Consider the following 23,962-nt stretch of genomic DNA (forward strand, 5'->3'; position numbering starts at 1 on the left):
GGCAGGATTTTTTCCGGAAAGAAAACGGTATCAAACGAGCCGCCTATGCGTCCCGTTACATTTGGCTAAATCGGCGCGACATTTTATTTAAATTCGGTTTTAAACCTAAGTACAGCAGAGTGTTCCCTGTTAATTCGCTTAGCGCTATATGCCTGAATTACGGCTTCAACCAACACGGTTTACTAAAACTACAACCCACAGGGAAAAGCTAACGTCCTATCTTGCATATCAGGGAGGAGACAGATGCCGATTCCGCGCCACCGTATTCTCATCGGGGCTTTCGGTCTATGCGCTTTCTTAGGGCTTTCGCCACGCGCTCACTCCCAGGCAGCGCTGCTTATGGAAGAGCCTTATGGCTTCTTCGGCACCGTCAATCCCACCGGCCATAATGCGATCTACTTTGCGCGCATCTGCGCGGAAACGCCCGTTAAGCTGCGCCGCTGCGGCCCCGGCGAGCCCGGCTCCGTTATTGCACGCTACCAGGGCATTGCCGGTTATGACTGGGTGGCCATGCCGCTCATCCCATACCTCTACTCCGTCGAGCAAATTGCGGATGTCCCGACACACGTCGACCGCCGTACCGTGACCACACTCCGTGATCGCTATCACGAGCAGCACCTCGGCGCTCTTGGCGCGAATGTCTTTGAGGGCGGCTTTACCCACGGCGGGTGGAATCAGCTTATCGGCACGGCTTACGAGCGCCGTATTTACGCCTTCCGTTTTGACACTACCCCAGAACAGGATGACGCCCTTATCGAGCGCATGAACGACAGCAAAAACAAATCCGAATTCAATCTCACCTTCAACAACTGCGCTGACTTCGCGCGCGGGCTGTTGAACCAGTACTTCCCTGGAACCTTCAAGCGCGCTATCTTTCCGGACGCAGGCATGACCACTCCACGTCAGATTGCCTACAAGCTGGTCAAGTACTCGAAGAAGCATCCGGAGACGGATCTGGTGGTCTATGAAATTCCGCAGGTGCCGGGTTATCGCCACCATAGTCATTCCAACAAATCCATCTCAGGCTCGATCATTACAACCGGCTATGTCATCCCCATTGTCCTGCTCAATCCCTATCTAGCCGGCGGCATCTTTGTCGATTACCTCGTTCGCGGCCGCTATCCGCTCATCGAAGGCCACCCGCCCGCGCTCACGCCGGACCAGCTTTCCGTGTTAGCCTCATTTCCGAAGGCTCCTTCCGCTCCAGCCGTGCCTTCTTCCGTAACATCCACGATGGCAGCCGGCCACCCTATCGTCGTTGTCTCAAACACGCAAACGTTACCCACTACCACAGCAGTAGCCGCAAAGGCGACCCCAGGAGCGCATGACTGAACCGCAGAACCTTGCCAATCACACCAGGCGCGATCCGCTGTATCATTTCATCGCGGTGCCGTTGCTGCTGGCCAATTTGATCATTTCTATCGTCTGGGCAGTGCAGAGACCAAACTTCCATCACATCTGGTTTGCTGTCTTTTCCTTTGCGGTCCTCGTGCTCACGCTTATCGTGCGCATGTATTCAGCCAAGGTTCAGGATCGCGTGATCCGCCTTGAGGAACGACTACGCCTCCAGTCGCTTGCGCCGCAGGAGTGGCACGCGCAGCTTTATAAGCTTACGGAAGGCCAGCTCATCGGCCTGCGCTTTGCCGGGGACGATGAAGTTGTGGAGCTCGCCAAGCAGGCGCTTGAGCATAACCTGAATCGAAAGCAGATTAAGGAGCGCATCAAGAACTGGCGTGCCGACGACTGGCGCATATAACTCCTGTGTTGGTCCTGCACGCCTGTTGGCGGCGGCTCGTAAACCCGCACCAATTCATCAATTTTTCCCGTGAATTATGGTAGTTTTACTAGAGCAGTTCTCCCAGCCTGCGTCTCTTCTGTGACGCTTGAGAGACCCTCTCAGCAAGGCCGATCCGGCGAACAATTTTTCATTTGAACGAGGAGTCAAGCATCGCCATGCCCGCAATTACTGAATTCATCAAGCATCACTACCGCCATTTCAACGCTGCCGCCCTTGTTGATGCAGCGCAGGGCTACGTCGATCACCTCGCAAAGGGCGGAAAGATGTTTGTGACTCTTGCCGGCGCCATGAGCACGGCAGAGTTGGGCCTCTCGCTGGCCGAGATGATTCGCCAGGACAAGGTTCATGGCATCTGCTGCACGGGAGCCAATCTTGAAGAGGATGTCTTCAATCTTGTTGCACATGATTTCTATGAGCGTGTTCCCCGCTACCGCGACCTGACGCCCGCTGACGAGCAGAAGCTCCTTGATCGCCATATGAACCGCGTGACTGATACCTGCATCCCCGAGATGGAGGCCATGCGCCGCATCGAGAAGGTGGTGCTCGACGAGTGGGTGAAGGCTGACCAGGCCGGCGAGCGCTACTTCCCGCATCAGTTCATGTACAAGATTCTGCTTTCAGATGCGCTCAAGGGCAGCTATCAGATCGATCCGAAGAATTCGTGGCTTCTTGCCGCTGCCGAGAAGAACCTGCCCATGTTCGTCCCCGGCTGGGAAGACGCCACACTCGGCAATATGTACGCAGGCCACTGCATCTCCGGCGACGTGAAGAAAGTACACACCGTTCGCACAGGCATTGAGTACATGATGGAGCTGGCTGAGTGGTATACAAGCCTCACGGAAAAACATTCACTTGGCTTCTTCCAGATTGGCGGCGGCATTGCGGGAGACTTCCCCATCTGCGTTGTGCCTATGCTTCATCAGGATCTGCAGCGCGAACATGTGCCACTCTGGGGCTACTTCTGCCAGATCTCGGACTCCACCACCAGCTACGGTTCTTATTCCGGAGCCGTGCCTAACGAAAAAATTACCTGGGGCAAGCTTGGCATCGACACGCCCAGCTTCATCGTCGAATCAGACGCAACGATCGTTGCTCCGCTGATCTTTGCGTATGTGCTCGGCTGGTAGAAGAAATGCTTTCCGCAAAACAATGGGCTGCATCGATGATCGATGCAGCCCATTTTCATTTTGCGGGCGAGTTCTTTGTTACCTGGCAGGAGCTGAGTTCAAACGCCATGGAGAGCGAGCCGGGAATGTCAAAGGCAACGTGGCGCGGAACGAAGAATGTGTCCACGGGCTGGTAGTCCATCTTCATGTTCACCTTGATCGTTGACTCTCCGAGAAACTGCACAATATGCGCCTCGGAGATGCGCCTTGGGTCACCGGGAGCTGGCGGCTCTGTCGGAACGAACAACAGATCAATAGTCGCATTCAATGCCGGAGTACTGAGCTTGTAGCGCGTCGGCGTGCCTTCGCTATCCACATCGATGACAAGTTTCGAGTTATCGCCGCCGGTATAGATCGTGGAGGTCGAGTCGGTGTGCGCCTCAACCTTTGTCACCTCCGAGGCTTTGAGCTCCGCCATCTCAAATGTGCCCCAGTAAGACTGGAAGAACCCTGCAACCGTCTGTTTCAGGCCGCCTTCAACCTGGTCTTTTGCAAAAGGAGATCCCGCGCTCCAGTCAAACGTCAGCTCCGCTGGCTTACCCCGCATCGCGTGGGCGTGTAATTTGAGGCCGCGCAAGACAGCCAATTCCTTTTTGCCTTCGTCTGAGGCGAGGTCGATCTTCAGGGCCGTCATGAATGGCTCCCAATCCATTTGCACGCTGCAATCGATACCGGCCAGTTCCTCAGGGTGGTAATAGGCGTCAGAGACTTCCTTCGCCAACTTCTCTGCATCAGCCGAACTCGGTGCCTGTGCAGCGGCTGGTGTATCAGCGGTTTTGGACGGCGCCTGCTGGGCACATACAGAGATTGCGGGCAATAGAGCAAGAAAGAGAACAGTTTTGCGAAGCATAGAGGCAGTCTTTCCGTTCTTCGCGGCATTGTCCAGTGAATTTGTTTACCGAAATAAATGCGGCACAAAGGAGCTGGTGTTATTTGTCACCAGTCCCTTCGATTCCCTCACGCCCATCCCTGCGGGTTCGCCATCCACGAGCCATGAACCAAAGACCGCAGTCTTTCCCGCTGCTGTAGCCATTGGCGCCAGTGCCTGATAGACTTGGCCTTCCGCAGGCGAACCTTCGAGTGTTCCTTCCACGGTCAAGCCATCGCGCACGTACGCAATTCCCGCGCCTTCGCGTCCCATCAGCGGCTTGCGAACATAGCTCCGCATCTCACGCGGTCCATCGAGATACGCCGGTAGCAACAATTCATGCCCTGGATTCAGCTCCCACAGAATCGCCAGTAGAGCCTTGTTGGACCACATCATCTTCCAGATGGGCTCAATCCACAGCATCGAGCCCCACGACCGCCGATCCTTGTGCGGCCCATACTCGACCAGCGCTGACGCAGGAGGCAGCGTCTCCAGCGCGTGCGCGCCAAACGGCTCCTTCAGCATCCACTCCCACGGATACAGCTTGAACAGCGTTTGCATGCGGTTGTTATCGAGATCCACAAAGCCGAGCTTCCGCGAGTCCCACCCAATCTCACGCATGGCAATATGCCGCGTCTTCAGCCCCGCCTGGTGTGCCGTGTCTTCCAGGTACCCGGTCGTCATGCGATCTTCCGGCGTGCCCGCATCGGCAAAGTACACCGGACTCTCCACAAAATCCTTGAGGTCCTTCCACTTGGCAATCAGCTTTTCATGCAACGAATTAAACTGATCCGCATTTGGAAAGCAATCCTGCAGCCAGTACCACTGCGCAATCGCCGTTTCCACCAGTCCTGTCGGCGTATCCGCGTTGTATTCCAGCAGCTTGATCGTTCTGCCATCAAAGGCCAGGTCCATTCGGCCATACAGCGCTGGCGGCTCGCCATTCCACGATGCGCGAATCGCCTCCACCGCCTCCGTGGGAACTCCCATCTGCGTCAGCCGGTTCTGGTTCAGAATTACTTCGCCCGCAGCCAGGGCCAGGCGCTGAAGCTCCGCCGTCGCAGCCTCCAGTCGGTCAATCTCAGCCGAAGTAAATTCCCAGTAAGCCGTTTCATCCCAGTAGGGCGAGCCATCCGCCAGCGTGTGAAACGTAAGTCCCACGCGCTCCACGCGCGTCTGCCAGTCATTTCGCGGAGTCACCGTAAGCCGTCTCACTTACTCGCCTCCGCCTTCACCGCCGCCGCTGTGCCCCTCACCGCCTTCAGCGCTGCCGCCAAAGCCGCCCCGCGAAACGCTGGAGCCCACCACCGCATCGCCAACATGCCCACCACTTGATCCGCCATAAACATAATGCGCGCCAACAGGGCGGTTGCTCACCTGGCAGCTTGAGTCAGGCAGCAGCCGGTTCCGCCCATCCACGCAGTGCTGCGGCTCATCGCGGCAGGCAGTTAAGGATGTTAGGGCAAGGGAAGCAAGAAGTGTCAGTTGAATTTCGCGGGAGCGGCGCATGAGGGGTCTCGTTCTGTCGTAAATGAACTACGCAATTTTCTGAAGCTGGGTTCCCTTGACCTTACCTCACGCCCGCGCGCACTCTTCCACCGGAATCCCGACCTGTTCCACGATCTCCAGCCCGAATCCTTCCAACGCTGGAATGTGCATGGGTGTGTTCGAGATCAGCCGGATGCGGTGAATTCCCAGGTCCGTCAAAATCTGGCCGCCGAGGCCGATGGCGCGCACGATCCTGCCTGATCTGTCCTGCGCCGCCTCGCGCGATCGCAGTTCTTTATGCAGGACAATTCTGCCGGCGTCGTGCGTCATGCCTTCCCTGGAGCCGGACTTTTCTCCAGCTTCTGCAGGCGTGGCATCAATCTCGAAGCCGGGCGCGGTGTTATGCAGGTAGATCAGAGCTCCGCAGCCCTCCTCGGCAATCATCCGCATGGAGCCATCGAGAATCTCCCTGCAGCGGCAATCGGCGCTAAAAATATCTCCTGCCGTACACCGCGTATGGACGCGCACCAGAACGGGCTTGCCGGTCTGAGCATTGCCGCAGGCCAGATCGCCTTTTACCAGCGCGACGTGGCTTTCGCCGCCATTCACTTCGCTCTGGTAGGCGATCATGCGGAACTCGCCGAACTTTGTCTGTACAGTCGTTTCCCCGGCCCGCACGATGTAGCGCTCGTTGCGCAGCCGGTAGCGGATAAGCTCGGCCACAGTGAGGATCTTGAGGCCGTGCTCTTTGCAGAAAGGAATGAGGTCGGGAATCCGCGCCATCTCGCCGTCGTCGCGCATGATCTCGCAGATGACGCCTGAGGGATTGAGCCCCGCCATGCGGGCGAGGTCGACGGAAGCCTCGGTCTGCCCGGCGCGCACCAGCACGCCGCCGCGCCTGGCTCGGAGCGGAAAGATGTGTCCTGGCCGGGCGAGGTCAGCCGCAGTTGATTTGGGATCAATCGCTGTTTGGATGGTATGCGCGCGGTCTGCCGCGGAGATTCCGGTCGTGACGCCCTCGCGCGCTTCAATGGTTTCAGTGAATGCCGTGCCAAAGCGCGAGGAATTATGCTGCGTCATGGGAAAGAGCCGGAGATAGTCGGCCCGCTCCTCAGTGAGCGTGAGGCAGATGAGGCCCCGGCCGTACCGCGCCATGAAATTAATCGCTTCCGGGGTGGTATGCTCGGCGGCCAGCGTCAGATCGCCCTCGTTCTCGCGATCCTCGTCGTCTACTACCACGACCATTCGCCCGGCGCGAATCTCATCGAGCGCTCCGGGCACATCTGTAAACACCGCATTGTCATGCATTCGTTCGGCTGTCATCTGCTCTGACATTATTGTCTCCGAATCAGCCGACGAGCACCAATGGGGAGTGTCATTACGATGTAAAAAGAATGTCTGAGCCCAAAGCAAAAGCACCGCATATAGCGGCGCTTTCGTCTACATCCAAAACGACTTAAAGCCTACAACGTCGATTCGATCTCGAAGCCCCAGGCCTCGAGAAGCGCCTCAGGAATGTACTTGGAATTCTTATTGCGGCGAGCCCATTCACGGAGCCGGGTTGACCGAATGTACTGATCCGGGGTGAGCTTGAATTCCTTCACGATCTGCTCGAAAGAGGTAACGGTAGGCACAACGGGCCCAATGGGCTCCGGCTTGCCCCAATTCGGATTTCCACGACGCTTTGCCATGATTTAGTCCTTAACTGGGTAGGATTTTCTTTCAGATGTAACTCGTTCGGACGTGTGCGTGTCAGCGGGGGGGTGACTGGTCCGTTAAAGCAACAACACTGGTTTCTATTTTAGGGATGTTTTATTCAAAAATCAAGAGAAATCTGTTATGAAAACGATACGCAAGCGCGGCCTGCCGCACTATGCCTAATCCCCTTTAATTTGCACATTGCAGGCTAATTACGCTCCGCACTATTGCGCTTTCTGGCATTTCCCTGCCCGGAAATGGCACTATCGAGTTATGAGGCCGTTTCAATGCACAGCGTTGCTTGGGGCTATACTTCTTTGCCTGGCTGCGATGCCGGCTCGCGCCGGCCAGCTCAAAGTGAGCCGTGCAGCCCTGCAGCGCACCCTGGAGAGCCAGCTTTTTAACGGCCCGAACGGCCGTTATTACCTGAAAGGCTCGCCCGTTACGCCCTGTTCCATCTATGTGGATAACCCACAGATGACCTTTGCTGGAGATCGCATCCAGGTGCAGGTGAAGACCCATGCTCGCCTGGGCACAGCCGTCCGCGGAGCCTGCCTGGGCATCAGCCTTTCGCCCAGCTCAGTGGTTTCTGTTGCTCCGTCGGGTGAGGGCGAGACGATCGGCTTCCGCGATGCTCGGGTTGAGCGCGTGAGTGACCAGAAGGAGCTGAATTTCCTGCTCATGCCATTTCTCAGCCACCAGATTCCCGACAGCATGACTGTAAACGCCGCCGATCTGCTCCGCAAAGCGCTGGAAGGATCGACAGCCAGCTCCGGCTATAAGGTCACCCTCGACCACCTCAAAATTCACTCTATCCGGATTGCGGGGGACGATCTGATCGTCGATATAGATGGCGACGTCAGCGTGCGATAGGCAGCCGCGACGGGCGACGGTAATTTTCCAGCTACCCCTTTGGCAATTTGCAGAAATTTTGACATCAATAGGTTCCGGCGGGTTCATTCTGAGGACATGAGCCTTGTGAACCGCAGAGAATTCCTCTCACTTGCCGGAGCCGCCGGTCTTGTGGCTATTGCACCTTCGCTTCCTGCTGCTGCTCAATCCGCGTCGCAAGACTTCAGCTTCCTCTTCATCACAGATACGCATCTGCAGCCGGAGCTCAACGCCGCCGGCGGTTGCGATATGGCTTTTAAAAAGGCTCGAGGCCTGAAGAGCGACTTTGTGATCCAGGGCGGGGACCACGTCTTTGACTCGCTCGGCGTGAGCAAAGACCGCGCTTCAAGCCTCTTCGATCTTTACGGCAAAACCGAACAGGATCTTGGCCTGAAAATTCATCACACGATTGGCAATCATGACTGCTTCGGGATCTATCCCGCCAGCGGAGCTACCAGCGCCGACCCGCTCTATGGCAAGAAGATGTTTGAAGAGCGCTTTGGCAAAACTTATTACTCGTTCGATCACAAGGGCGTTCACTTTATCGTGCTCGACTCGATTGGCTTTACGCCGGACCGCGCTTATGAGGGACGCGTGGATGCCGAACAACTGAGCTGGCTGGCCATGGATCTTAAGACGCTTCCCACAGCGACGCCTGTCATTGTCTCCGTGCATATTCCGCTGGTCACAGCTTTTGACTCCTACGTGCCGGTGCCTGCGGAACAGCCGAAGCATCACGGACTGTCAGTGGCCAACTCAAGCGAAGTGATCGCGTTGTTTGAAGGCCACAATGTTCTCGGCGTGCTGCAGGGTCACACGCATATCAATGAGCAGGTCGTGTGGCATGGCTTGCCTTACATCACCAGCGGCGCGGTCTGCGGAAACTGGTGGCGCGGCATCCGCCTGGGAACGCCTGAAGGCTTTACCGTTGTTGACATCAAGGGCGGAAAACTTTCTACCCGGTATGAGACCTACGGCTTCAAGAGCGTCGATCCGCAGAATACTTAGAGCAGCTTCGCTGGTTTTGTGCGGGCATGGAACGGATCACATGCGGAAAGCCAACTCTTTCGGTGCGGACCTAACCTTCGATGAGCGCGTTGGTGATTTCATGTTAAGCCAGTACTTTCCAGGTGTAATCAACGGTTGTCGTTCCAGGTGTTTCAGATCGTTGCATTCAGCGCGCGGGCGTGTGCGGAATTCCTATTTTGGGAACTGGCAACTTGCAATCATGGCCGCTACCACCCCCACAAAGGTGCCACTATCATCCCCACAAAGGTGTAGTATCAGGACCAGCGGAACCAGCTCACAACCGAGACAGCAGGCGTTCACTGAAGCCCCCAAAGGAAACGCAAGGCAAGGCATCCACTGGCATTGCCGGGTTTGACGAGATTACAAATGGTGGTCTCCCTCAAGGCCGAACGACTCTTCTAGTAGGCGGTCCAGGGTCTGGCAAGACGATATTCGGAGTTCAGTTCCTCAAGCACGGCGCAGAGGCCTATGAAGAGCCTGGAGTTTTTGTTGCCTTTGAAGAGTCCCCTAAGCGTCTGATGGAAAACTTCAAAAGTTTTGGCTGGAAGCTTGCTGAAATGCAAGGAGCGAAGCTGTATTTTCTGGACGCCCAGCCCATGCCCGATATGATCCACGCGGGCGCTTTCGACCTGGGTGGGATGTTGGCTGCGCTCAGCGCCAAAATCAAGCAAATGGGCGCGGTCCGTATTGTGTTCGATGCATTGGACATTGTCCTCGCGCTGCTACCAGACGCGCCGGCCAGACATGTGGAGATGAACCGGCTCCATCAGTGGCTGCTGGACCATCATATGACTGCTCTGATCACCGCCAAGGCGGGCGGAGATGACACCAGTTCCGCTGGTCAGCAGTTTGGGTTTATGCAGTTCATGGTCGACTGTTCGGTGGTGCTGAACCACCGCGTGGACCAGGGAGTCTCGCAGCGCAACCTTCGGGTACAAAAGTATCGCGGCTCAAGCTTTAACGAGGATGAGTCGCCCTTTGTTATCGGTAAGAGCGGCTTCGATGTGGCGTTGGCTCGCTCACTTGGCCGTGCCGATGCCAAAGTGACGAACGAGCGTGTTTCGAGCGGGGTGGAGCGGCTGGACACGATGCTGGATGGCGGCTACTATCGCGGCGCCTGCGTTCTGTTGACCGGCTTTCCCGGCACTGCCAAGACTACGTTGAGCGGCGCCTTTGCAGAGGCGTGCTGCCTGAGAGGCGAACGCACAGTGTTCGTCAGTTTCGATTCCGATGGCACGGAAGTCGTTCGCAACCTGACATCTGTTGGAATTCGTTTGGCCCGCTTTGTTGAGAGTGGTTGCCTACGCATGGTCTCAGGGCGCACATTCACGGGCAGCGCGGAGACTATGCTGGTCCATATCAAGACACTGGCAAAAGAGCATGAAGCCCGCTGCGTGGTGATCGATCCTGTGTCCGCACTTGCAAAGGCGGGTAATGAGCTTACGGCACATGCCGTAGCTGAGCGGCTGATCGACTGGTTCAAAGGCGAAGGTATGACACTTGTGTGTACCAGCCTATTGGATGAGATTTCGACCGAGGGGCTAAGCAGCACTCCTTTGCAGATTTCTACGCTGGCGGACACCTGGATACACCTGAATTATCTGGTGCAGGCCGGCGAGCGGAATCGCGGGATATCGATTATCAAGTCTCGAGGCACAGCGCATTCTAATCAGGTACGGGAGTTGATCCTGAGCAAGGAAGGGGTAACAGTCGCCGACATTTACACTGCTGGCGGCGAGGTACTGATGGGCACGATGCGCTGGCAAAAGGAGAGCGCTGAACGCCTCGCTAATGAGGTCGCGGAGGTTTCGGCGAAGCTGAAGCGCGTGAGCCTCGACGCGGAGCAGGCCGTGCTAGAGGTTCGCGCCAAGTCGCTCAAGACAGAACTGATTGCCAAGAAGGTGGAAAAGGATCTGTTGATTCGAACGACAGCGGTCCGCAAGCGGGAGATGTCAGGAGGTCGCGCACGGATGCGGGAGCTGCGCGGCGCTGATATAGCAGTGCCGGCGAAGTTGGCGAAGCCATGACCGATCCCGGAATTTTCAAGTTCCGCCTCTACGTCGCAGACGACACATTGAACTCGGGGCAAGCTTTAGTTAACCTCCATGCCCTTTGCAATACGCACCTTTCAGGAAAACATCATATCGAATTAGTCGATGTGTTCAAGGAGCCAGATCTGGCTCTGGAAGATCGCGTTTTCATGACTCCGACTCTGGTAAAGCTCGCACCCGGCCCAGTCGCGAGAATTGTCGGGACTCTCAGTCAGACAAAGCTGGTGCTGCAAGTGTTGGGTCTTGAAGAGCTGACCGTATGAGCATGAAGAAAGATACTGCCCGCGATAAAGACGAGAAAGAAATCGCCACGCTACTGGATGTTCTGCGTGAAACGGGGATGCGATTGGAGGCGCTGACATCGGGCGAGATCGATACCGCAACGGACCCCGAAGGCAGGACACTGCTCATGCGGGGCACACGGGAACAGTTGAAGCGCAACGAGGCGGCCAGGCAGGCGGCGATCCTGAATGCCCTGCCGGCGCACATCGCTTTACTCGATTCCAACGGCATTATCGTTTCAGTGAATAACTGTTGGAAACAGTTTGCCGGGACGAACTCAATGCGGGGTGGCCCCGAACAAGGGCTGGGCATCAATTACCTGGGAGTTTGCGATTGTGCAACCGGGCCTGGCTCGCGTGAAATTCATTTAGCGGCCGCCGGTATCCGGTCAGTTCTGAACGGGAGCAGCAAGAGTTTCTCCTTCGATTACGAATCCAATTCGTCAGTTGAGGAACGATGGTTCCAACTCACAGTCACTCCTTTGTCCACCGACCGTCCCAAAGGCGTTGTCGTCATTCACGCCAATATCAGCACCAGCAAGCGCGATCAGTTGGATCTGGCATCGTTTGCCGAACGTTTGGCGCTTGCGACGGCAGTTGCCAAAGTTGGTGTCTGGGACTGGGAACTCGCAACAGATGTGCATGCATGGGATGCCACGATGTCTGCGATTTATCGTTTCCAGGCAGGCGAACTGATCAATTACAGCAAGTGGGCTTCCACGGTTCGTCCCGAGGACCTGTCCGAAATCGAAGGGGCATTGCGCAACGCGGTCGATACGAAGGGCGATGGAGCTGCCGAGTTCCGGATCATCCTGGCGGACGGCACTCAAAGAAATATATCGGCGGCTTTCAGGGCGGTTCTCGATGCAAGCGGAGAAGTCATCCGACTCATCGGCGTCAATGTTGACGTGACCGAACGCAAAAAAGCTGATGAGGAATTGCATAGCAACCAGGCCATAATTACTCATCTGGCCGAGCATGACTTTCTGACTGACCTACCCAACCAGAGGGTCCTGCGCGATCGAATTGACCAGGCCATCAAAATTGCGGCCCGTAATATGAAGAAGTTCGCGATATTATTCCTGGACCTGAACGGCTTCAAATACATAAACGACTCTCTGGGCCATCCCATCGGCGACAAGCTACTTCTTTCGGTCGCGAAACGGTTAGTAGAGTCCGGACGCGCTTCCGACACTGTGTGTAGATTTGGCGGCGATGAGTTCATCATGCTGCTTCCAGATGTCGAACACCCGGAGGGAACCGGATCCATGGCAGCCCGCATGCTCGAGGCCATTGGGGCAGTTCACTTCGTCGACGAGCTTGAACTTCAAGTTACATCCAGCATTGGTATCAGCGTATATCCAGACGACGGAATGGATGGCGAGACGCTTATCAAGAACGCAGACGCGGCTATGTACCATGCCAAGGGCAGCGGTGGCTCAAATTTCCAATTCTTTCACCCAGACATGAATAGCCGGGCCATTGAGAGGCAATTCATTGAACAGAACCTGCGTCGCGCCATGGAAAGGCATGAACTGGCGGTGCACTACCAGCCAAAATACGATCTCAAGAGCCGAGCGATCACGGGGGTCGAGGCGCTTCTCCGCTGGACCCATCCTATTCGAGGACCGATTTCCCCCATTGCCTTCATTTCAGTTGCCGAGGATTGCGGGCTCATTCTTCCGATCGGAACGTGGGTGTTGGAGGAAACGTGCCGCCAGGCTCGTGCATGGCTCGATGCAGGCTTGCCTGAAATATACATTGCCGTGAACGTCTCCGGAAGGCAATTTCAGAGTGAAGACTTCGAAGAGAAGGTGCTGTCTATCCTGGACGAATTCCGTATCGACCCGGAATATCTTGAACTGGAAGTGACCGAAAGTCTGCTCATGAAGAATCCCGAGCTCACTGCGCCGCTGCTCCAGAGCCTGCGGCAAAAGGGAATCCGGGTCGCAATCGATGATTTCGGCACCGGTTATTCCAGCTTGAGCTATCTCCATCGTTTCCCAATCGACACCTTGAAAATTGACCAGTCCTTCGTCCGTCAGATCGGCACCGCGGATGGGGTCAGCATGGTGAAGGCAATAATCCAGTTGGGCCGAGAACTGGGCATGCGCGTTGTTGCGGAAGGAGTCGAGTCCGACCTGGAAGCAACAACACTTGAGGCCATGCGCTGCGACAGTGCGCAGGGATATTACTTCAGCCTGCCACTACCAGCCGCGGAGGTCGCCTCGTTGCTTGAATTGCGCTCTTCCACGGGTGTGACCGATCCAGATGAGTTGGTCAGTGTAACTTAATCGCCCTGCGCATCGTCCTCGATTGGTGAGAACAGGCCAAAGCGCTCATGAAGTTTTGTCGAGCCCGAGGGACGACCGCAAACGATCGTCCACTCGCGTTTCGATACGTTAGGGGACGAGCCTTACTCGCCCTTGCCTGATGCCGCGCCGCTCAACACAATTCGCTGCTGATCGTACTTGGTGACCTTCTGGTAAAAGTCGCTCAGCCCGCTATAGTCCTTCGGGTCCAGCAGCGTAAACCCACGCACCAGCACGCGCGAACTCACCACCGTACTGCCATCAGCCTTCGCTTTCAGCTGATAAATGGCGTTCGGCTCGTCCTTCGCCACGTCATCCTGCGGCTTCTCCTGCAGAGAGAGACCGGACGCGAGTGTGTAGGTGATCTGTTCCTGGTCCTGCGAGGGATAGCGCACATCTACGGGCGAGACCCGCGATGTTGCGGGGAAGGGGTTCGCCTCACTGCTTTCAAAGAAGGCGCGAGGAAGCTCAATGTGCCCGTTCGACGCAGCGAGCGAACCTGAGACATTCACCACTGCCAGCAGCTGACGGCTCGGATCATCCAGATAGGCAATATGATCCACCTTTGCGCTTACGCCCGCAGGCGCACTGGATGCGAGAAGCTGATCGACGGAGGTTTTCACAGCATCCGGGCTGGCCGTGAGAGCAAGCTGGCGCAACTCAATTGCCTTCTGTCCTGTAAATGCGACCTTCAACATGCCGCTCAACGCGCCCTTCGCATCGACGCTCAGTGTGCCGACGTGCAGAGTCAGGTTATCGGAGTTCTTCTCGAGCGGTGTCACGAGAAGTTCCACTTTGCCGTCTGCCATGGTGATGCCGCCTGCGCCGGCATGCGCCCAGTGCAGCGTTGCATACGGCGCCATTTTGGTTCCGGGATCGACCAGTGCCTCTTTGCTGTCCACCGTCAGGCCAATCAGCACCGTGTCCAGCTGATCTGCGCTCATGTAGCCCACTGAGAAGAGCCGGTGGCTGCGGCTGGCAATGCGCACAGGCCGCGCATTCAATCCCGCCGCGCGCGCCAGCGCCAGATACATGAATGCCAGCTGATTGCTCGACCCCTTCTTTGTATCGAGCAGGTGTTCCACGCGCCCGCGCGGAACCCAGTCGCTGTCAACGTCCGGCACGCCGTTCGAATTGAAATCCGTATTCTCAAAGCGCTGCACATAGGCATAAATCTTCTTCGCCTTCTCCGCGGGCGCGTCTGAGGGAGCAACGATTTCCTGCAGCGCATGCTGCAGTGGGGGCGTGGAAGCCGTGTAGCCGTTCACAAGCTTCATCCAGAGGCCCATTTGCTTCTGCCAGAAATCCCGCTCCTCGGACGAAGGCGTATAGAAGAAGTTCACCTCGTATGCCTGTCCCGCAGGAGCAGGTGCAAAGGGATCGTTCGGAATGGCGGGCACATCCGCTACATCGAGCGTGTAACGTCCCACTGCATCTTTGTGCACGGCAGTGCCGGCAGGCAGGTTGGCGGAAGAAACGATGTCGGTCATAAAGGCGCCGTGGCGATCGGTCAATGCGCTGTCTGATACGCCTCCGGTCTGGCCGGCTGATTCGGCGCGCTGCATCTGCTCGGCAATCGTAAAGGAGTAGTGCGCGCGACGCACGAAATACGCCTGCTGAATCTTCCAGTCGGGCCCCTGTTCATAGCGGTCGTACCGAATCTGGTAGCGGTACTCCAAAATGCTGCCGACTTTGGCATCCGGCAGCGTGAAGCTTACGTCTGCAACCCCGTTGCTGCGGTTCTTCGCAATCTTCAAGATCTGCGACTGCGGCCCCGAGAGCGGAACAATCGCGCCGCCCGGCTGGATGGTGCGGCCTTCCAGCGCGCCTATATCCAGCGGCACATTGAAGGAATCTGAATCCATCGGCGCATCTTCGCCGGAATGATTGATATCCGGCGTGGACCAGTTGTTGGAATACGCGCTCGCAAACTGACTTGAGTTTTCCCCTTTCGCGTAGTACACAAAGTTCTTGTTAAGCGGGATATGCACCGTCGCTGCCGCCAGACCCTCAGGCGTAAGAATCTTGAGCCGCGCGTACACCGTGCGGAAGTGATGCGCATCGTCGGTGATCTCTTCGCGATAGAGATAGACCGCGGCCGCACCGGGAGCCTTGGGGTCGGATGTCATGGAGAGCTCATCTGCCTGCGGCGGCTGAAACTGGCTGTAAGAGGCCAGCGGCGCGGCCGTGCCAAGCAGTAGCATTCCAAATGAAGCAACAAGATAAGAGCGCATGGGATTGATCCCTCGAGTCCGATAAGGTCCGATAAGCCTTGCAATCGGTTGCCGCGCATTCGCTCCACTGGCTCTCCGGCCGGCCATCCACGAGCGGGCAGAAGACGAGCCCTCAGGGGCAGCGCGCGTTGCTATGCAATTTTACGCCGGGAGCGCGGTTCCTATGTACAGCTTCTTCGAGTCACTGATGTATCCTGTGGCCTACGGGAGAGAGCAACGATGTACCTGGGGCGCGTAGCAGGCGCGGTGGCACTGTTTTTGGCTGCAACACTTATCACACATGCAGCGCCCGGCCCAGCGGCTACGAATACCGCGTGCGCAGGCCCTCCAGCATTGGCAGCCGCTCTCAAGGCTCATCCCACCACGGAAAATACCATTACTCAGGGCAGCTGGTTTGCCCAGCATGAGCAATTTTCTTGCGCCGCAGAGACCTTCCGCGCCGGAATCAAGCGCGATGCCGGCTCCGCGCAGCTTCACTATCTGTATGCGCTTGCCCTGGTGGCTCAAAAGCAGATTCCCGCAGCCGTTCCCGAGCTGCAGAAGTCGATTCAGCTCGAACCGAATGCTCTCAATCCGCACCTGCTGATGGCCTCCTTGTACGCAGGCGCGGACAAACAAGTGGAGGCCGCCGAGGAATGGCAGAAGGTGCTCGCCATCGATCCTAAAAATGAGCAGGCGCTCGATGGCATCACCGGAATGATGATCGATCATGGCGATTATGCCGATGTGGTCAAACTGCTAGGCCCTAATCACCGCACTGAAAAGCTGGCCATCCGCCTCTCGCAGGCCCTAGCGCTGATGAATGATTTCGGTCACGCCGAGGGTGTGCTCAAGGATGGGCTTGAGGCCAATCCCCATTCGGTACAGCTGGCGCGCGCTCTCTCTGTGATTCTGGTTCATCAGAAAAAACCCGATGATGCTATCGCCGTCATGCTGAAAGCAGTCCAGGAACACCCGTCAGACATTGTCGCGGCCGTCGATCTTTATCGGCTCTATATCCTGATTGGCCATCTGCAGGAAGCCGCCACCATGGAAAGCAGGCTACTGGCCGCTCGCCCGCATGACCGCGACGTGCTCTATCTGAGCGGCATCATCGAGCGCTCCGCAGGCCATTACGAGCAGGCCAAAAAACTCCTCGAAGAGTCGGTTGCCATTGATCCGGAGTTCTTCTACACACGCTACAACCTGGGCGCTGTGCTGGTGATTCTGCATGAGTGGCAGGAAGCAAAAGTCAATCTGGAAAAGGCCATTGCCCTCGGCATTGATCAGTCGGAGGTGCATTATGAGCTGGCCAAGGCGCTCAATGCTCTGGGCGAGCACGACCGCGCGCAGGAAGAGCTTGCCAAATATCAGAAGATCAAGATCGACTCGGAAAAACATCTCGAAGCCGATGTGGCTGTAGCGCAAGCTGACGCGGCCTTGGATGCCGGGCATCTGGAGGAAGCTGTTACTTCCTATCGCCAGGCGGTCCATGCCATGCCGGATAGCGCGTATTACCACTACAAGCTTTCCGTAGCGCTTCATAAGCATAGCGATTTCGCAGACGAAAAAACGGAACTGCAGGAGGCCGTGCGTCTCAATCCCAAACTTGCCAGCGCGCAGGGAGCGCTTGGCTTTCTCCTGTCTCGTGAGGGCGATGTAAATGGATCGATCGAGCACTTCCGCGTAGCCGTTCAGACTACGCCCCAGTGGACCGACGCATGGATCAACCTGGCCGCTGAGCTGGCCATGAGCGCTCAATACACTGAGGCCCGTCAGGCCATAGCCGCTGCGCTGCAGCTTGACCCCAAGAATGACCGCGCGCGCCAACTGAACGACCAGCTTTCCCACGACCCGAATGCGCAGCAGGCGCATCCGTGATTGCCTGCCTCAGCGTGGCAATGTCAGAATTGGTCTGTTTGTGAGATTGTGAGACCTGGTTGTGAGATCTGCCTGTGATCTGAACGCATGACAAAAGACCCGCTCCTTCTACCGCATTGGACCCGGCGAAAGTTGCTCTCTGCTGCGTCCGTAGCGTGCGCCTCCGCTGCCTTTCCGCGCATTCTCTCTGCCGCCGAGCCGAATGCACTGGAAGAGCCCGCCACTGCGGCCCAAAAGCCTTTTTCCACCTTCGTCGATGTCTCGCAGAGCGCGGGGCTCAAGGCAAAGATGGTCTACGGCAATCCCGCAGACAACACGTTCATCTTTGAAGTCATGGGCGGCGGGTGTGCGTTCTTCGATTACGACAATGACGGCTGGATGGACGTCTTTGTTGTAGGGGGCACCTTGCTCCATGGCAATCCTCCCGACGCCTCGAATCGCCTTTACAAAAACAACCGTGATGGAACATTCACGGATGTCACCAAACAAGCCGGCCTGTGGGATTGCGGCTGGGGCGTAGGTGTCTGCGTTGGCGACTACAACAATGACGGCTTCGAAGACCTCTTCATCACCTACTACGGGCAAAACAAGCTGTATCGCAACAACGGCGACGGCACCTTTACCGACGTTACAGAAAAAGCCGGGCTCATCCACGAGGGAATTCACTTCGGCGCCGGCTGCACCTTTGTGGATTACAACCGAGTTGGCTACCTCGATCTTTACGTCTCTAACTATGTCGAAATCGATAAGGAACACGGTCCCAAGCCATCGCTTGAAATCCCCAACTGCAACTACAAGGGCGTGCCTGTCAACTGCGGGCCACTCGGACTGAAGAGTTACCAGCACTTTCTCTATCGCAACAATGGCGACGGCACCTTTACCGATGTCTCCAAGGAATCCCATGTGGCAGCCATGCCTGGCTCCTATGGAATGACCGCCGTGGGCTATGACGTCGATGACGATGGCTGGCCGGACATCTTCGTGGCCTCTGACATGATGCCCAGCCTCCTACTTCTCAACAATCACGATGGCACCTTTCGCGAGGAGGGCATGCTGCGCGGCATAGCACTGAGCCCTGAAGGTCTTGAGGAGGCCGGCATGGGCATCGGCATCGGCGACTACGATCTCGACGGCAGACTCGACATCCTCAAAACCCATTTCCAGGAGCAGGCCGCCGGGCTTTATCACAACACAGGCCATGGACAATTTGAGGACGCAGCAGCCACCACCGGCATTGCCACGGAAAGAAGATATGTCAGCTGGGGCGCTGGCATCGTCGACCTGGACAATGACGGTTACCCTGACATCTTCTGGGTTACAGGCAATGTCTACCCGCAGCTGGAGCATCTCCATCCCCAGTATCCTTACGCTGGCCCACGTTTGCTTTACCGTAATAACGGCAACAGCACGTTTACACGCGTCCTGGATGGCAAGGCTGGGACCGCGCTCGACGAGCACCATCCCAGCCGCGGCTGCGCCTTTGGTGATTTCGACAACGACGGCGATCTCGACATTCTCATCATGAACCAGAACGAGCCGCCTACGCTGCTGCGCAACGACGCCCCAAAGGGCAACAACTGGATCAAAATTCGGCTGGAAGGCACCAAAAGCAATCGCAGCGCCCTGGGCGCAACCGTGCTGGCCCGCTACAACGGTAAAACCCAGGCGCAGGCCCTGCTCAGCCAGACCAGCTATGTCTCCGTCAACGATCCGCGCCTGCATTTCGGTCTGGGTGGAGCTACTTCGGCGGACATTGAGGTCCGCTGGCCCTCCGGCAGAGTCGAAAAGTACCCCGCCCAGCCCGCAAACCGCCTCATTACCATCCGTGAAGGCAAAGGCGTCGTCCCCGGCCGGCCTTTTGCCAAAGCTTAGCCTCTTCCGGCAGCCGATTTTCGCCGCGCTGAGTCTCTCGAAATCGCCCGCATTCCATGGGTCCAAAATCCGTTACGCGGGATCAATTCTCTATTGAAATAAGTTCCAGTTTTGACACCTTTTGCCTGCTCAATTGTCACCCAAAAGTCACTGCGGCTGGCACTTTTGCGCCATGCTTCCAGCCTATTCGGCCTGGGAATAGAAAATCGCTTTTCCTGCGGTAAACCGTTTAAAAAATTCCTTGCTCATCGTATCTTGACTGTGTTATCTACAGCGAGACTCATAAATAGGTTCTGTCCGCGCTTTACCTTCAACAGCAGAAAGGTGGCGTGTAGGAACTAATGACAAAACGCGTCAACGAATGATTCAGGAGGCTTACCAAATGGACGCAAATTACGCTAGAGGACTATCCAAATCCTCTCGCTCTAACTGGCTGCGGAGAATACCTTGGCTACTGCTACCCGTACTGCTTTTCGCAGTCGGTACCGCTCGTGCCCAGCAATTAACGGGCAGCATCTCGGGTACCGCTCTCGATCAGTCGGATGCGCGTGTTGCAGGCGCCAAAGTCGTCATGAAGAATGATGCCTCTGGTGACGAGCGCACAACCGTCTCCGACAAAGAAGGCTTCTTCTCGATCACCGCACTCGTACCAGGCTCTTACACAGTCACCGTGTCTTCAAAGGGCTTTGCCTCTTTTGAGATTACGGGAGTCATGCTGAGCCAGGGCGACACCAAATCAGTCACAGCACGGCTCAAAATCAGCTCGGACAGCACGGCGGTAACAGTTATCTCCGGCGCCGACGCTGAAGTACCCACCGACACGGCCGAGGTCAGCGCCACACTGAACAACGAACTCGTTGACTCCTCGATTCTGACCACACGTAACGCTGCCGAACTGATCAAGATGATGCCTGGCGTGGCTTTTGCCAGCTCCGGCGCTCCAACACAGTCGCTGGCCTCCAGCACCAACAGCGGTCCAGCCGGCAGCTATAGCGCCAACGGCACCCAGCCCTACGGCACCACGGACGTGTACCTCGATGGCGCCAACCTCCTCGACCCAGGCAACGCGGGTACGCAGGTGGCCAACATTAACCAGGACATGACGGATAGCGTCAAGTACCTGTCTGCTTCCTACGGCGCTGAATATGCCAAGGGTCCTGCTGTTCTCCAGGCTTTCTCCAAGAGTGGCGGACAGAAGTTCCACGGTGAAGGCTATGTGTACGCCCGCAATTCCAATGTAGGATTTGCGAACGACTGGCTGCAAAAGAACCAGCAGATTGAAAACGGAGGGCAAAACACCCTCCAGCCCCAGAGCTACTACTATTTTGGCGGCAACATCGGCGGTCCGGTTTTCTTCCCGCACTTCAACCATAATCGCGACAAGCTCTTCTTCTGGGGCGGTTATGAGTACATGAAACAGAATCCCTACGTTCCGCACAACCAGATGAACGTGCCCACTGCCGCACAGTTGGGTGGCGACTTCAGCACGACCACATTGCCCTCCGGCCTTCTCACATCCGGAAACGGCTCAGCCTATACGCTCCCTTGTAACTTTGATAACGGATATCAGGGCTGCGGAGCGGCCAATTCTCCCTGGGGTAACGCAGCTAGCCCATGGGTCAACCCGACGACACCGCCGAATCTTCAGCAATACTTCGACCCGACCGGAACACTTCTCGGCGGAAGTGTTAACGGAGCATGCGGCGTGAGCGGTGGTGCGGCAGGCCTTATGCCGTGCCCGAATCAGACTCCGAGCCCTTCCAATGGCTGGACCAACTACCTCCAGACCTACGGCGATCCAACGTCAGCCGGCGCAATTACCGGAAATCGCTGGGAAGCTACGGGCAAGCTCACGTATGCCTTTAACGACAACAACAAGCTCTGGGGCAGCTACGCGTATCAGTCGGAAAATGACCTGCACAACGCAGCTCCCTGGTGGAACCCGGCCAACACCATTGAGTATCCTTCCCAGCCAATCGGCAAGGAAACGGCAAATCTCTACCTGGCCAACTACACTCACGTCTTCAGCGCCACGTCAACGAACGAAGTCGTTTTTGCCTACGCCAAGTTCGTCAATGACATGAGCGGGTCTCAGCCTGCCGCTCAAGCTCGTGCCACCTACAGCCTGGCAACGCAAAGCATCTTCCCCGGCAAAACGGGCAATTCGCAGATTCCCAATACCAGCAACAGCACTGGCTGGGTAACCTCGATTCCGTGGATCGCCTTCCCGGCTCTCACCGGCGGCATCTACGGCCCGAACAGCTTCGGCAAGACCTCCAAGGCGCCCAGCATTTCAGACGTCTTCACCAAGATCATTGCCACTCACTCCATCAAGGTCGGCTTCTACTGGGATGCCCAGGAGAATGTCCAGTCCACCGACGGCCAGGATGGCGCCGGAGTTCAGGGTAACTACGAAGTTGCTACCTGGAGTTCTTCCTCAACCTACAACGCACAGCTTGACCGCCTGATGGGACGCAACTTTGCTTACAACGAAGTCAGCACCGATCCAGTTCCGGACGAGCTATGGCACCAGTGGTCAATCTGGGGTCAGGATCAGTGGAAGGTTACGCGCAAGCTGACCCTCACCCTGGGCCTTCGCGCTGACCATATGGGTCAGTGGTACGACAAGCTTGGCGGCACACAGGTATGGGATCCCTCCAAGTACAGCAACTCGCCAGATGCTCCAGCAAACACCGGCCTGGTATGGAATGCAACCGATCCATCCATTCCGAAGTCCGGCTTCCCCAGCGTGCTGTTCCAATACGCGCCTCGCGTGGGCGTTGCCTATGACCTGTACGGCACCGGCAAAACCGTTCTGCGCGCCGGCTTTGGCACCTACAAATACCAGATCTCCAACAACTACGCCGGTCAGGGTATGAACGGGCCGCTCGGCTCCTTCACGTACAGCACCTATCCGAGCGTATCGGGCTTTTACGGATACGGGATCAACGGTGGCACCCTAAACACCCAGAACCCAGCCTCAAGTGGTGGTGGCATGCCGAAGACGCTCAACGTGCCGTCAGGCCTGAACCAGAATGGCAGCAGCCCGTTGACGGACATGAAGGGTGACGACAAGATACCCTACGCCGACACCTACAGCTTTGGTCTTGCGCAGGCATTGCCCGCTCATACCGTGGCTGAAATCTCCTACGTAGGCAGCTTGAGCCGCAATCAGTTGGAAGCTTCGCCGTTTGCCTATACCGATGTGAATGCTGTCAAACAGGCAGCCCTCTACACACCGGATCCCCTCAAAGGCACCTATGTCAACCTTTACCCTGTTACCGGTACGTCAGTCGGAAACTCGAACGACTGGAGACCGTTTAACAATTACCAGGCGTTGTACGCAAACTCACACGTCGGGTACTCCCAATACAACTCGCTGCAGATTTCCGGCCAGAAGCAATCCGGCAATCTGTTCATGTTCTCCAACTTCACCTTCGGCAAGGCGCTGGGCGTCCGCGATGCCAATACCGGCAACGGCAACGGCAACGGCAACGATCTTGATCCGTATACGCTGAAGAACAACTACGGCCCGCTGGCTTTTGACCACACCAAGATCTTCAACTTCTCGGCCAGCTACAAGCTGCCCAGCCCAGTCCACAACCACGCCTTCCTCGGCCAGGCTGTGAACGGATGGCAGATCTCCACCTACACCACCTACCAGGATGGCGGCCCGCTGCAGGCCAACATCCCGAACCTCAACATGAACTATCGCCAGTACCTTTGCGGCCAGGACGATCCGCATCCTGGTTGCATTACCGGTATTAACGGTAACCCGGCTGCAGGTGCTGGTGGCACCGTCAACCAGGTCTTCAACATTCCCATCCCGGCTTCAGCGCAGGGCGGGAATACGACGACCCAAATCAATCAATCAAACTTCTATGGGTCGAGCGAAATCCCGCAGATGGAACCTGTACTGACCTGCGATCCCCGTACGGGACTGCATAAGGGCCAGTACTTCAACCCCACCTGCTTCCGCGCGCCGATGGCTCCCACAGCAACGCAAGCCGGCGAGATGGGACAATACATCTGGCCGTATGTCCGCACGCCTCACTACTTCGGCAGCGACTTGGCGCTCTTCAAGGCATTCCGGGTCAATGACTCGCAGCGCTTTGAAATCCGCGTCTCTGCTACCAACTGGCTCAACCACCCGAACCAGTACTTCGGTGGTGGCAATAACGCGGACGACCAGCTGATCTTCAACGGATTGGCAACCGGGTCGCAAACCGTAACCAACTCGAACGCAACCACCACCGGCGCCCCGCTCGACAAGACCGGGTTCCGTTGGATTCAGTTGGCCGGTAAATACTACTTCTGATCTAGCATCAGGAGCACAACCAGAAAGGGGCGGCCATTGGCCGCCCCTTTCGCTTAGCTTCAACTTCCGCCGCGCTCTCTCTTCTCCGCTTCCGGA

General features: G+C 56.8%; 17 protein-coding genes. 11 read left to right on the forward strand and 6 right to left on the reverse strand.

The genetic code is table 11. From position 1 onward, the window contains the following. The first annotated feature begins 243 nt into the window (after positions 1-243). The 3 genes from VO84_RS05595 (at position 244) to VO84_RS05605 (ending at position 2,925) form a co-directional block, all read left to right on the forward strand. The gene (locus VO84_RS05595) at positions 244-1,332 is read left to right on the forward strand and encodes a hypothetical protein (RefSeq protein ID WP_058186297.1); all 1,089 of its coding nucleotides are present in this window, start codon (positions 244-246) and stop codon (positions 1,330-1,332) included. Continuing rightward, on the forward strand, positions 1,325-1,756 hold the full coding sequence (locus VO84_RS05600; RefSeq protein WP_058186298.1) for a DUF6526 family protein: 432 nt from the start codon (positions 1,325-1,327) through the stop codon (positions 1,754-1,756). Before VO84_RS05595 ends, VO84_RS05600 begins: the two co-directional genes overlap by 8 nt. 197 nt (positions 1,757-1,953) lie before the next feature. Next, positions 1,954-2,925, forward strand: coding sequence for a deoxyhypusine synthase family protein (locus VO84_RS05605; RefSeq protein ID WP_058186527.1), 972 nt, complete (start codon positions 1,954-1,956; stop codon positions 2,923-2,925). A 55-nt stretch (positions 2,926-2,980) separates the two neighbouring features. Here the strand turns inward: VO84_RS05605 and VO84_RS05610 are convergent, their stop codons facing one another. From VO84_RS05610 to VO84_RS05630, 5 genes are all read right to left on the reverse strand, one after another. Next, complete coding sequence (locus VO84_RS05610) at positions 2,981-3,814, reverse strand: hypothetical protein (protein WP_058186299.1); 834 nt, start codon at positions 3,812-3,814, stop codon at positions 2,981-2,983. Between the two features lie 45 nt (positions 3,815-3,859). Then, positions 3,860-5,047: a glutathionylspermidine synthase family protein gene (locus VO84_RS05615; RefSeq protein WP_058186300.1), complete on the reverse strand. Its 1,188-nt coding sequence runs from the start codon at positions 5,045-5,047 to the stop codon at positions 3,860-3,862. Further along, positions 5,048-5,341 carry a hypothetical protein gene (locus VO84_RS05620; protein ID WP_058186301.1) on the reverse strand — a complete coding sequence of 98 codons (294 nt, stop codon included), beginning with the start codon at positions 5,339-5,341 and terminating at the stop codon, positions 5,048-5,050. It abuts the gene before it with no gap. Positions 5,342-5,407: 66 nt separating this feature from the next. After that, positions 5,408-6,655 carry a 3,4-dihydroxy-2-butanone-4-phosphate synthase gene (gene ribB, locus VO84_RS05625; protein ID WP_408033304.1) on the reverse strand — a complete coding sequence of 416 codons (1,248 nt, stop codon included), beginning with the start codon at positions 6,653-6,655 and terminating at the stop codon, positions 5,408-5,410. Between the two features lie 128 nt (positions 6,656-6,783). Continuing rightward, positions 6,784-7,011: a hypothetical protein gene (locus VO84_RS05630; RefSeq protein ID WP_026447189.1), complete on the reverse strand. Its 228-nt coding sequence runs from the start codon at positions 7,009-7,011 to the stop codon at positions 6,784-6,786. 337 nt (positions 7,012-7,348) lie between these two features. On the opposite strand from VO84_RS05630, the gene VO84_RS05635 reads away from it, so the two are divergent. The 5 genes from VO84_RS05635 to VO84_RS05655 all read left to right on the forward strand — a co-directional run bounded on the left by VO84_RS05635 (position 7,349) and on the right by VO84_RS05655 (position 13,564). Next, a complete protein-coding gene (locus VO84_RS05635) occupies positions 7,349-7,891 on the forward strand; it encodes a hypothetical protein (RefSeq protein ID WP_058186302.1) in 543 nt (180 codons plus the stop codon). Between the two features lie 96 nt (positions 7,892-7,987). Then, on the forward strand, positions 7,988-8,917 hold the full coding sequence (locus tag VO84_RS05640; RefSeq protein ID WP_058186303.1) for a metallophosphoesterase: 930 nt from the start codon (positions 7,988-7,990) through the stop codon (positions 8,915-8,917). 179 nt (positions 8,918-9,096) lie between these two features. Then, positions 9,097-10,965: a circadian clock protein KaiC gene (kaiC, locus tag VO84_RS05645; RefSeq protein WP_231737795.1), complete on the forward strand. Its 1,869-nt coding sequence runs from the start codon at positions 9,097-9,099 to the stop codon at positions 10,963-10,965. Continuing rightward, on the forward strand, positions 10,962-11,252 hold the full coding sequence (locus tag VO84_RS05650) for a circadian clock KaiB family protein (RefSeq protein WP_058186305.1): 291 nt from the start codon (positions 10,962-10,964) through the stop codon (positions 11,250-11,252). Before kaiC ends, VO84_RS05650 begins: the two co-directional genes overlap by 4 nt. Next, positions 11,249-13,564 (forward strand): sensor domain-containing protein, encoded by a 2,316-nt coding sequence (locus VO84_RS05655; RefSeq protein ID WP_058186306.1) that lies wholly within the window; start codon positions 11,249-11,251, stop codon positions 13,562-13,564. The genes VO84_RS05650 and VO84_RS05655 overlap by 4 nt, the downstream gene beginning before the upstream one ends. 122 nt (positions 13,565-13,686) lie before the next feature. On the opposite strand, the gene VO84_RS05660 is transcribed toward VO84_RS05655, so the two are convergent. Beyond that, positions 13,687-15,816: a DUF3857 domain-containing protein gene (locus VO84_RS05660; protein WP_058186307.1), complete on the reverse strand. Its 2,130-nt coding sequence runs from the start codon at positions 15,814-15,816 to the stop codon at positions 13,687-13,689. Positions 15,817-16,035: 219 nt separating this feature from the next. Between VO84_RS05660 and VO84_RS05665 the strand changes: the two genes are divergently transcribed. The 3 genes from VO84_RS05665 to VO84_RS05675 all read left to right on the forward strand — a co-directional run bounded on the left by VO84_RS05665 (position 16,036) and on the right by VO84_RS05675 (position 23,866). Then, positions 16,036-17,676 (forward strand): tetratricopeptide repeat protein, encoded by a 1,641-nt coding sequence (locus tag VO84_RS05665; protein WP_058186308.1) that lies wholly within the window; start codon positions 16,036-16,038, stop codon positions 17,674-17,676. A gap of 87 nt (positions 17,677-17,763) precedes the next feature. Further along, positions 17,764-19,548, forward strand: coding sequence for a CRTAC1 family protein (locus tag VO84_RS05670; protein WP_058186309.1), 1,785 nt, complete (start codon positions 17,764-17,766; stop codon positions 19,546-19,548). A gap of 382 nt (positions 19,549-19,930) precedes the next feature. Continuing rightward, positions 19,931-23,866: an outer membrane beta-barrel protein gene (locus tag VO84_RS05675; protein ID WP_197413910.1), complete on the forward strand. Its 3,936-nt coding sequence runs from the start codon at positions 19,931-19,933 to the stop codon at positions 23,864-23,866. Positions 23,867-23,962: the final 96 nt, after the last annotated feature.

It is taken from the genome of Occallatibacter gabretensis (assembly GCF_001449115.1).
Taxonomy (GTDB): domain Bacteria; phylum Acidobacteriota; class Terriglobia; order Terriglobales; family Acidobacteriaceae; genus Telmatobacter; species Telmatobacter gabretensis.